We start from the raw sequence: 11,482 nt of genomic DNA, 5'->3' as shown, positions 1-11,482 counted from the left end.
CATTAAAACACAATGTTCACCAGCAATTGGATGAATCTTTTCAAAATCTTAATCAAGGGAAGGAGTTGATTAAGAAAGATCACCATGATCTAATGGACAAGAAGGAAGCCGCATTGAGAGAGGGGATGGTCAGAGCACAAAAGAATGTGATTTTAACCGAAAAACTACCAAGAACATGGGGACTTCATAATAAAGGAGAATAGGATGAATTATAAGGATTTAAAGTGTGCTATTGATGAGGATGTGGGTGCAATTACAGGTCTTCAACCCGATATTATTCCTGCTCGCTTTTATTATTGGAGTCTCTCGAAATTATTTTTAAATGGTCTCTTGATATTTTGGCTTATTACTTCAATCACGATTGCTTATGCAGGAATAGTTCATCCATCAAACGAAGGGCTCGCAAGAGAGGCTGCTTCTCAGGTGATTGGAGAATCAGTATTGATGGCATTTTTTATGAGTGCAGGTGCCATGTTCTTATTGTTTCAGGCACTTAATTTCTACATTCTTTTTAGGTTTCATTTGGAAAAAAGGCTTAAAACAGGATCTTTAGTTGTAAAAAAATTAAAACAGTTTTCGTACCTTTTTTTGGGGGTATTTGCTTTATTTTGTGCTCTATTTGCAAGTTATGGTGAATCTGCTGCAATCTTTATGTTCGTTGGATTTGCATTTTTTGGAAGCTTACTGGTTACCTATTTCCTAGTGAGTATGGAAATTAGTCGAATTGGTATAAGCACCATATTTACTCTAATCAACGAGTTTTTTCATAAAGGAAAAAAAATTGAGTTACCCTTGAGATAAACCAATAAAAAATCATTAAGAATTAATTTTAATCACTTTAAAGGCAGTGTTAGCTACTGCTTTGCCTAAAAGGTATAAGGAGAAAAACAGATGCGTGATGAGCCTAATTTCAAACACTATACTCGTGGTGGGCAAATTAGTTTCCATAATCTTCGCATGTGGGATCAAATTACTAAATCGTTAACCTTAATTTGCTTGTTGCTTTGGGTAGTGTTTACTGGGGTTATTATTTGGAGTATCACTTCTGTTGAAAAGCTACACCATGCATTTGCTTATTATTGGGCTCAATTTTTAAATGCTATTGGTCAAAATCATGTGTTTCATTTTTCTTTCCATGGAAAAACCTTCCAGCAAAATGTTCAGCAAATTCTTCATTATTCCTATTATCGTGATAATGCCAATGAGGTCATCAGAACTATGGGGCAATCGGCCTTAGTTGCATTTGGCATGGCATTTTTTATTGGAATAGGGTTTGCCATTTACTTTATTCGCCGAGGTAAAGAACAGAGTAAACATCAGTTTATTCGAGGAAGTCGAATCGATACACCAGCTCAGGTAAAAGAAATGATCCTAAATGATGCGGCACATTCCGACATTCATATTGATGATTTTCCTTTAATTCAAGGTAGTGAGGTGCAGCACCTATTAGTACATGGAACAGTAGGGACTGGAAAAAGCCAACTCATCATGAAGATCTTAGATGCTTTGAGAGCACGTGGAGATAGGGTCATTATTTATGATAAAGGGTGCTCTTTTATAACTCATTATTTTCGTGAAGACTGTGATATTGTTTTAAATCCTTTTGATGCACGTTGTCCTAATTGGGATATGTGGTGTGAAGCACCTCGGGATTCAGATTTTGAAAATATGGCAGAAAGCCTTATTCCTATGCATGGGGAATCTGATCCTTTTTGGGTGAATGCTGCCCGAACTGTTTTTGCATCTGTTGCATCTACCATGCGCCATGATAATGAGCGCTCACTTGATAAATTATTGCGGCTTTTATTAACTGGTGAATTTTCTACTTTAGAAGAGTATTTGCGAGGAACGGCTGCAGCCACTTTAGTCAGTGGTAAAATTGAAAAAACAGCAATTTCCATCCGTTCGGTAATCACGACTTATCTTAAATCATTGCAGTCTTTATCAGGTCTTGGGAAAGATAATAAGCCTTCTTTCTCCATTCGTGACTACATCCTTGATGAACATAGAAAAGGGTGGTTGTTTATTTCATCCAATGGAGAGCAACATAAAACTCTAAAACCACTTATGTCGATGTGGTTAGCCATGGCTTCCCTGACGCTTTTGAGTTTAACGCCAGATCGAGATCGACGTATTTGGTTTGTCTGTGATGAATTACCTAGTTTGCATAAACTTCCTTTACTTGGGGAGACGATCGCTGAAGTGCGTAAATTTGGTGGCTGTTTTCTTTTAGGGATGCAAAGCTTTTCACAGCTAACTAAGGTCTATGGTCAAAGTGGGGCTAGAGAAATTTTTGATTTACTCAACACTCGCTTTTTCTTCCGCAGTCCAAGCAGCGATATGGCGCGTCTAGTAGCTAGTGAGCTAGGGGAGGAGGAAATTGAAGAGTCTCGGGAAAATTATTCTTATGGTGCCAACAGCATCCGAGATGGTATTTCCTTAGGAAGTCAACGTGTGACTCGTCCTATTGTTGCATATCCCGAAATTTTGGAACTCAAAGATTTAACCTGTTTTTTGCGTCTTCCAGGCCCTTATCCAGTGACAAAGTTGCCTATTCAATTAATCCAACGTGATTCGCAAAGCTTAGGTTTTATCGAACGAAATGTACCTGAATCCATAACAGAGGATGTTTCAAGTGGGGATGAGGATAGTGAGTCCTTAGGGCAAGGTTTGGAACACAGCTCACAAAGAATGAAAGAACGCCAACTGATAGAATATATGGATTAGGGATAAAGATGCTTAGTATACAACCACTAAAATCAGCACAAGGTGCCGCAGACTATTATGCCGCTGCATTTAACTATTATGCAGGTGATGCAACAGCTATGCAGTGGTTGGGTAAAACTAGCTCACATTTTCAATTAAATGGGGTGATTGAAAAAGAACACATGTTGGCTTTGCTCGAAGGAAGGTTACCCAATGGACAAGTGCTGCAAAACCTAAAAGGGGAGCATCGACCTGGGTTTGACATGACTTTTTCAGCACCTAAAAGTGTATCCTTATTAGTTGGTTTAGGAGCAGCACCTGAATTAGTACGATTTCATGATGAAGCAGTTAAATATGCAATTGGTCAAATTGAACGTGAATTTGCCCAAACACGTGTTCGACGTGATGGTGAAATTTGTTATGAAAAGACGGATAACTTATTAGTGGCAGCATTTAGACAACCGAACTCACGGGCTAATGATCCTGCACTTCATACTCATTGTGTGACGATGAACATGACCTTTCACCAGGGAAAGATTCGTTCATTGGCCAGCGACCCCTCAAGAAATCATGGGGTGATTGAGCAAATCCAAAACAACGCCCATTATTGTGGATTGATTTATAGACAGCATTTGGCGAACTCGTTAAAAAAAGCAGGCTTTCCTCTTCGCATGGCTGGTGATGGTTTGTTTGAAATTGATGGTATTCCCGATGCAGTTTTGCGTGAGTTTTCACGAAGGCGAGAGGATATTGAGAAACATTTGGAAGAAAAAGGGTGGTCAGGAGCTAAAAGTGCTTCTGCTGCAACCCTTTTAACACGTCATGGGAAAGAGGATCAAGAAATGGATGTACTTGCGTTAGATTGGCAAGAGCGTGCTAAAGCTCTTGGATTTGACGCCCATCACTTTATCAAAAACCGCCATCAACATATTGAATCGCAAAACTGGTTTTCAGCTATTAAAGAGAAGCTCATTGCTTTAGTTAAAAAGAATAAACAACCCCCGGAAACAGGTGTGGCACTTGCATGTGTTCAGGTTGCTATTGAAACGTTAAGTCAGCGTACAGCAGTTTTTAGTGAACGTACTTTATTAAACGAAGCGATGAAACACAGCCTCATCTATCCTGAAGTCATCACCAAAGAAACGTTAATTACTGCAATTGGGCAAGAAAAAATAAACCAAAATCTGTATGAGGCTCAATGCCCTGAAACACGACAAACAGTTTTAACTACTCCTTGGTTACTTACAGTAGAAGCCGAAACCATTGCACGAATTGAAAACAATAAAAGGGCGTTATCCTCTATTGCATCAAAAGAACGACTGGAGTCTTTTCAGCGTGAGCGAAGTCAAATTTTACCTTATCCAATGACTGATTCACAAAAGCAATCAATGGTTGCCTTGTTAACTGGAACCGATCGCTTTTCTGCAATTCAAGGGTATGCCGGAGTTGCCAAAACCTCGATGCTTGCAGAAGCAAGGATGCTTATTGAGGAAAGAGGTTATCAGTTAAGAGGGATAACGGTTGCAAGCTCAGCAGCACATGAGCTGCAAACTAAAGCAGGTATTTCTACCGATGTATTTCCCATTGTGCATCAGGAGTTAAAAAAGGCACCTACGGCCTCTTTGTCTAAAACGGTATTTATTGTGGATGAAGCATCGATGCTTTCTGCACATCAAGGCCATGAGCTTTTAAAGCAAGTAGAACGAACAGGGGCTCGTTTGGTTTTGGTCGGTGATAAAGCACAATTACCCAGTGTTAATACAGGTAGGATTTTTAGTCTTACTCAGGAATATGGGATTGAAACGAATGTCATGGATGAAATTGTCCGTCAAAAGAATCAAAAAGCAAAAGATGCTGTAATTTGTGCAACAAAAGGGAATGTAAAAGAGGCTTTGGAGCATCTTAATGTGCAAACTCTAGGTACTCATGAAGAACGAATTCAGTGGATAGCAGATCATTGGTTATCGTTGATTCCAGAGGAGCGAGAAAAAACTCTTTTATTTGCTCCCACTCATGCAAATAGGGAGGCAATTACTCAAATTATTCGTGAAGGCCTTCAGAGTGAAGGGGTCTTAAAAGGTACATCACTTGAGCAAAAAGTTTTAAAAGCAAAAACGATTGAAGCGGTGCAACAGCGATTTGTTGCTTATTATCAAAAAGGAGATGTAATCCGTTTTAATCAGGATTTTCAAAAGGGGCGAATTAAGCAAGGGAGTTATTATACAGTCGGGACTATCACACAAGCACATCTTAGAGACAATGTTTTACCGATAGTTAATGAACAAGGAAAAGCAATTCAATTTGCGTTGAAGAACCTTCCCCATTACAAAACACATACGGCTCCTTTTGAGCGTGTCATAGAACTCTACGAAGCCAAATCACTCGAACTCTATGTGGGTGATAAAGTGATGTGGACACGTAATTTCAATAAAGACGGTATTCGCAATGGACAATGCGCCACAATTCAAGAAATTAATGATGAGGCAATTCTTTTTACTACTGCAGAGGGACAGTCTTTAACCCTTAAACAATCTCACTCTGCATTAAAACATCTTGATTACAGCTATGTGTTAACCAATTACAAAGTACAAGGGAAAGATGCTCCTTATGGAATTGGACTTATGGAATCTTATCATCGCTTTAGTGCTACTTTAAAAAATTTTTATGTGCAAATTTCCAGGGCAGTTCATGGTATGACCTTAGTCACCGATAATAAAGAAGAACTTATTGAGGCCATTCAAAGAAATTCAAATGAAAAGCCGGCTTCTCTTGATGTGATTTCAAGTAAGCAATTGATGAATCATGAAGATCGTTTTATGGGCAAGGCTCAATTATCAATCCAGTCTGTAATTGATAAGAAAATACTCTATGAAGCTAATCAGAGATTCGATCAATTACATCCTAAAAACAAAATTGAAGAGCTTTATTTCACCAAGAATAATAGCTACAACGAAAAGCCCAAAGAATCAATCAAGGAACTAGAACTATAATTTTGGAGATAAATCATGTCACGATTAACTATTTCATTACCTGATAATTTACACAATCGTATTTCATCACTAGCTATACAGCATGATGATTCGATGTCCAGTATCATTAATCGATTAATCCATGTTGGTCTACAGCACTGGTATGAGGGGCAACAAAAATCAAATCAGATTGTGGAGCAGCATTGTCAACAATTAATTATTCAAATGAATGCACTGATTAAAAATATGTCAGTAGAATTACTTAAGTTTAATCAAGAAGATTTTGAACAGTTGCAAAGGGCAGCGGTAGGGAAGTTTGCTGAATTAAGTAGCATGGCTACGAAGTGAGATATTGAAAGTTCATCATTGATTAATTATATCTTTGTAAGAACGAGCGGTCTTAGCAGCAAGCGATATCAGAATATAAATTAACGGTCATTGTAAAGGCGAGCAGAAATATTATGGCCAATAACACCTTTCCTTTAAATTTTCATTGCAATAAGTTCTTTAAAACTTAATGACTTGAGTAGTAGTTACAGTATTCAGATATAGTTTTGGAACATAATTTTCGGAAATCGAGCGATTTGTAAGATGGTGGGGGTTGGAAAGACTACACTATAAGAATATCTCAACGAGTAATGAGTTCTTATGAAAAATGTTCTTTTATTTAAAATTACTAAAGATGAATATTTAGATGACATCTTGGATGGTAATTTATTTATGAATACATATAACTTTTATAGAAAAACTGAGGAAAAAATTAATCGTGGCGATAAGCAAGAGGGAGTGGCATCTAGTTATCTAGCTGATTCTGTTAAGATTTCTATAACTAATTCTGAGGGAAAGCTTGTTCCGATTGGAGGCTTAATCAATAGAATTAATTTTATGTATCCCTTTGATCATCAAGTTAATATATTTTGTATGACCTTATTTGAACTTAATTTTTTAGAGGTGACAAATTTTAATTTTAAATTAGACAAAAGATTTTGCGGATTTGGTGATAAAGCGATATTAATTACACAACCACAAGAATTTATAGATAGAATTACAAAAAGTGTAAATGGAAAAAAATCTCCACCATGTTCCAACAAATTTTTTGATAAAGTAGATTATTTAGCTAATGAATATAGCGGACGAATAGGCTGCTTTTCTAAGCTCGAAGAATATGCATGGCAAAATGAATGGCGCCTAGCTATCTTAGATCCAGCTAGAATTGAATCTGAGCCTATTGTATTAAAAATAGGTAACATAGAATCTATATGTAGAGTATTTGAAACTGAATCACTCGCTAGGCATAGTGTTAAGGTTTCATTAAACGAGACTAGCCAATAGTGGAATTAATAGGTGGTTTCCCAAACGATGAAATATTACTAACCTAGTCTATTATTTATTAAAAAGATAAATAATTTTACGCAAGGAAAATGTCAATAGATAATAGTTTAATACTAAGGTACCCCGAAATTTCTAAAGAGTGGGATTGTATTAAAAATGACCCACTAACTCCTGGTGATGTTTCAAGCGGAAGCCAAAAAAAAGTTTGGTGGAGTTGTTCCAAAGGACACTCTTACAGGGCAACAATCGCCAACCGGACATATAGGAAAAGTGGCTGTCCTTATTGTTCTGGAAAAAAAGCGTGTAAGGATAACTGTTTCTCAACTTTGTACCCAGATATAGCAAAAGAATGGGATTTACAAAAAAATGAGAATAATAAACCAGAGCACTATACTCCAAAAAGTGGGAAAAAATTTTGGTGGAAATGTGATTTAGGTCATAGTTATTTATCTGCAATTAGAAGCAGAACTGCTGGTAGAGGGTGTCCTTTCTGTGCAGGAAAAATGGTATGTGCTGAGAATAGCTTAGAGAATTTATTTCCTGAAGTTTCTAAAGAATGGCATCCAAAGTTAAATGGCAAAAAGCGTCCTAGCAATTTTACCTATGGTTGTAAAGAAAAGGTATGGTGGTTTTGTGAAAAGGGGCATGTATATCAAACTGCAATATGTGAAAGAACAAGAAAGTCAGGTCCCACCTCATGTCCTTATTGTGCAGGAAAGAAAGTGTCTAAGGAAAATAGTTTATTAGCATTGTTTCCCGAAATAGCTAAGGAATGGCACCCTGACAAAAACCAGGGAAAGATACCTAACGAATATACAAAAGGGAGCGGACTCAAGGCTTGGTGGAAATGTCCCAAAGGTCATGAATATAAGGCCAGTATAGGGGCTAGAACAAGGGGGTCAGGTTGCCCAAATTGTAGTGGAGCCAAAGTATGTAAAGATAATAATATACAAGAACTATTTCCTGAATTAGCAAGCGAATGGCACCCTATAAAAAATGGAGAAGTTAAGCCTGAATTTTTTACAAGAGGTAGTAATTTTAAGGCTTGGTGGATATGTCCAAGAGGGCATGAGTATCAGTCTATTATTGGAGATAGAACTCGTGGTATTGGGTGTAAGTATTGTACTAACCAAACGTCAAAACCAGAGCTTAGAATTTTAACTGAATTGATGGTTGTTTTTGATGAAGTGATTAACCGAGAATCTATTGATGGGAGTGAAATTGATATATATATACCTGAATTAAAAATTGGAATTGAGTATGATGGGTATTACTTTCATAAAGGACAGAAAAAGACAAATAGAGACAATGAAAAAAACAAGGCTGTTGGCGACAGAGGCATTAAATTAATACGAGTTAGAGAGAAGCCGTTAAATAAAATAGACAGTTCAGATATTTGCGTAGGTAAAAATGAAATAACAAAAAAAGTTATAAATGAACTTTTGATAATCATAAAAAAATTAATACCCAATAAATTTCATCATAAGATTGATTCATACATAGGGAAAAACAAATTTCAAAATAGTATGACATTTAATCAATACCTATCTTATTATCCTGCCCCACTTCCTCAACACTCGTTGCCTGTTAATTATCCAGGGATTGCCCAAGAGTGGGATTACGAAAAAAACATGCCCCTAGTACCTGAAAGCTTTTCCTCTGGCAGTGGATTTAAAGTATGGTGGATTTGTCTATCTGGCCACTCATATGAAGCTACTATAGTTAAAAGGACAAATGGCCGAAACTGCCCTTTTTGCTCGGGAAAAAAAGTATCAAAAGAAAACTCATTTGCGTTAAATTATCCTTCTCTTGCAAATGAGTGGGACAATGATAAAAATGAGTTCTCAGTTGCTAAGTATACGAAAGGCAGTGGCTATAATGCCTGGTGGAGTTGCCTTCAAAACCACCACTATCAATCCCCAATAATTAGCAGAGTTCAAGGTAGCGGATGCCCTTATTGCAACAAAAGAGTAGTGACCAAAGATAACAATATTCAAATGATGTATCCAAATATAGCCAAACATTGGCACCCAACTTTAAATAAAGGCAAAAGTCCAGTTAGCTTTACTAAAACTAGTACTTTTAATGCATGGTGGAGATGTCCAAAAGGACATGAGTATTCTCGCTTAATAAGAACACAAATAAAATATAATGACTGCCCAAAGTGTACTAGCTTTGGAGTTTTATGCCCTGATGTAGCAAAAGAATGGCACCCTATAAGAAATGCTGAATTATCTTCTTTTGATTTTCAAAAATATAGTGGTAAAAGCGTTTGGTGGTTATGTCCTAAAGGCCATGAATACAAGACTGTTATTGCCTACAGGGCTGGCGGTAGTGGTTGCCCCTACTGTTCTGGTAATCAAGTGTGTTCAGATAATTGTTTTGCAAATAAGTACCCGAATTTGGCATTAGAATGGTCAGACAGTAAAAATGACTCTAAAACTCCGTTTGATTTTACCGCTGGTAGTAGTTATAAAGCCTGGTGGCAGTGTAAAAACAAACATATTTATCAGGCTGCTATTATTGACAGAGTGCAAGGCAATTCCTGCCCTTATTGTGCTGGTAAAAAAGCAAATGAAGATAATTCCTTAGCAGCAATATATCCAGCAATTGCTATTCAGTGGCACCCTTCTAAAAATGGTTCTTTATTACCTAGTCAGGTTACACCAGGGAGTGGAAAAGTAGCCTGGTGGATTTGTCCTCAAAACCATATTTATCAAAAAGTAATAAGGGATAGATGTCGGATAAAAAATAAAGACTATTGTCCACGGTGTAACAAGACAAGTGCTTTTTAACGGGTTTTAGGCTTTGTGTAGTGCTCACTAATTGAGAGCGCTAGCCTAACATAAATATATGATTATTTTTTATTTTGTGGTGATTAATTGGTGAATTAATGGTGAAATGGAGGCTGATTCCCTAATTAGATAGACGGATTTCTTTCACTAGACAATTCATCACGTATTCACCGGCATTTTTTTGCATTAAACATATAAAAATAGTTAAATATTATTATTAATCATGCAGATATAATGAATAATTTTATCGTGCGAAAGGTGTGTGTACTGTATATATAAGATAGATATTCTCATTGTCGATTACTTTGCAATTTTATCTACATTTGTTAATTATCATGAGCGCAACACAATTGCGTGTATGTGATTGGCTAAGTTTTCAGCTGATCATTCATGATCTTTGGGCATGTTTTTTTATTGCATTGATTACAGTTTCAGCGTGCTTTTCACTTTCATTAAATTCTCTTGGAAGATATTGATATTGTTTTAATGCAGAATTAATTGCATTGAGAATAATGTTTTCATTCTCAAGCTTTAGTTTTGGCCTATTGATTTTTATTAAACCAAACGCAGTGTTTGTTACATTATAATCACGTGCATAATGGAAAGGGATATTAGTGTAAATAATAGCATTGGGGAGGTTAGTGGGGTGTAGTTTTATAAGTTTATTATGTTCTTCTTGTATTTTTTTTATCTTTTCATTTTCAGCATATACATTCAGCTCTGGAAAATTCAGATCAACAAATATTAGGTAAGGTTGGTTTACCTCCTTTTCAATCGCATCTCTGAGTTTGTCGTACAAACGAATATTCTTAGCTTTCCCCTCTGTAGAGCCTAAGACATATTTTACATTACGTGTTTTTGCTTCAACTTGAACAGTAACCCCGGTTTGTATATGTGTCGCTTTACATTCAGTTACTTTCCCTACACCCAGGGTTTCATCAAATGGCTCTATGTTGAAACCAGCCCTTATCATAGTTGCCAGAACAAAGAGTTCGTATCTAGCACCATTAAAACCTTGTTTAGATTTTAATCTTGATATTAGTTTGTCAGTGATGTGGCCTTGATTATGTAAAACAAATAAATCGTACGCCAAATGTAAATAAGCAAGAGCGCTACCATTATGTTTTCTTGACTCAATCGGTTTGTTGGCGTCCATCACCGAACACTCACCATCGACTGCCCATGATAAAATTATGTGCCTTTCATTTTCCTGCTTTTTTAATTCATCATCAAACCATTCGTTACCTAGTGTAGTTTTTAGGTGTGAAGTTAAAAAATCTGCCGGTTCATCCCAATCTCCTTCTGGGGCATCGGATTGAATAAGACTACCTCCGAGAGCAACAAATCTTCTTCCTTGAAAAACTGAACTAACAATTTCAGGCGTGTAACCCATGTGATCATGGTGATATTGAGAACCAATTTTATGTTTTACTTGAAGCTCGTGAAACATTTGTTGTGTTTCTTTAGGTAAGTCATGAAAGTTAACAGTATTTTTTTTACCACAACAGTTTCTATATTTTTTTTTTGCTACCACAAGGGCATTTTCGATGGAGTCGAATAGTTGATTTTTTTTGCATTATGCAAACTCATCTAAAGATATAGGTCCATGATTATAGTGTGATTACTCACGAGAACATTATGGTTTATATTATCAGTATACTAATGATATAAAAGTAATAA

General features: G+C 36.6%; 8 protein-coding genes. 7 read left to right on the top strand and 1 reads right to left on the bottom strand.

Annotation, left to right across the window (positions count from 1 at the left end):
- From DGG96_RS17055 to DGG96_RS17025, 7 genes are all read left to right on the top strand, one after another.
- Positions 1-203 (top strand): hypothetical protein (locus DGG96_RS17055; protein WP_133249340.1); only part of this gene is annotated, 203 nt, incomplete at its 5' end.
- A 1-nt stretch (position 204) separates the two neighbouring features.
- On the top strand, positions 205-801 hold the full coding sequence (locus tag DGG96_RS17050) for a hypothetical protein (protein ID WP_110143750.1): 597 nt from the start codon (positions 205-207) through the stop codon (positions 799-801).
- A 90-nt stretch (positions 802-891) separates the two neighbouring features.
- Positions 892-2,727, top strand: coding sequence for a type IV conjugative transfer system coupling protein TraD (gene traD, locus DGG96_RS17045; RefSeq protein WP_110143749.1), 1,836 nt, complete (start codon positions 892-894; stop codon positions 2,725-2,727).
- An 8-nt stretch (positions 2,728-2,735) separates the two neighbouring features.
- Positions 2,736-5,696, top strand: coding sequence for a MobF family relaxase (mobF, locus tag DGG96_RS17040; RefSeq protein ID WP_110143748.1), 2,961 nt, complete (start codon positions 2,736-2,738; stop codon positions 5,694-5,696).
- A gap of 15 nt (positions 5,697-5,711) precedes the next feature.
- Positions 5,712-6,023 (top strand): hypothetical protein, encoded by a 312-nt coding sequence (locus DGG96_RS17035; RefSeq protein ID WP_110143747.1) that lies wholly within the window; start codon positions 5,712-5,714, stop codon positions 6,021-6,023.
- Between the two features lie 300 nt (positions 6,024-6,323).
- A complete protein-coding gene (locus tag DGG96_RS17030; RefSeq protein WP_110143746.1) occupies positions 6,324-7,007 on the top strand; it encodes a hypothetical protein in 684 nt (227 codons plus the stop codon).
- A gap of 89 nt (positions 7,008-7,096) precedes the next feature.
- Positions 7,097-9,802 (top strand): zinc-ribbon domain-containing protein, encoded by a 2,706-nt coding sequence (locus DGG96_RS17025; RefSeq protein WP_110143745.1) that lies wholly within the window; start codon positions 7,097-7,099, stop codon positions 9,800-9,802.
- A 388-nt stretch (positions 9,803-10,190) separates the two neighbouring features.
- Here DGG96_RS17025 and DGG96_RS17020 read toward each other — a convergent pair whose 3' ends face one another.
- The gene (locus DGG96_RS17020) at positions 10,191-11,336 is read right to left on the bottom strand and encodes a hypothetical protein (protein WP_127059491.1); all 1,146 of its coding nucleotides are present in this window, start codon (positions 11,334-11,336) and stop codon (positions 10,191-10,193) included.
- Positions 11,337-11,482 lie beyond the last annotated feature (146 nt).

The organism is Legionella qingyii (genome assembly GCF_003184185.1).
Note: the sequence above shows the minus strand (reverse complement) of the source record. Positions and strands in the feature narration are given on the sequence as shown.

Bases quoted from the DNA above. Each gene is read 5' to 3' on its own strand.
- DGG96_RS17050 (WP_110143750.1), top strand. From the start codon at position 205: ATGAATTATAAGGATTTAAAGTGTGCTATTGATGAGGATGTGGGTGCA.
- traD (WP_110143749.1), top strand. From the start codon at position 892: ATGCGTGATGAGCCTAATTTCAAACACTATACTCGTGGTGGGCAAATT.
- mobF (WP_110143748.1), top strand. From the start codon at position 2,736: ATGCTTAGTATACAACCACTAAAATCAGCACAAGGTGCCGCAGACTAT.
- DGG96_RS17035 (WP_110143747.1), top strand. From the start codon at position 5,712: ATGTCACGATTAACTATTTCATTACCTGATAATTTACACAATCGTATT.
- DGG96_RS17030 (WP_110143746.1), top strand. From the start codon at position 6,324: ATGAAAAATGTTCTTTTATTTAAAATTACTAAAGATGAATATTTAGAT.
- DGG96_RS17025 (WP_110143745.1), top strand. From the start codon at position 7,097: ATGTCAATAGATAATAGTTTAATACTAAGGTACCCCGAAATTTCTAAA.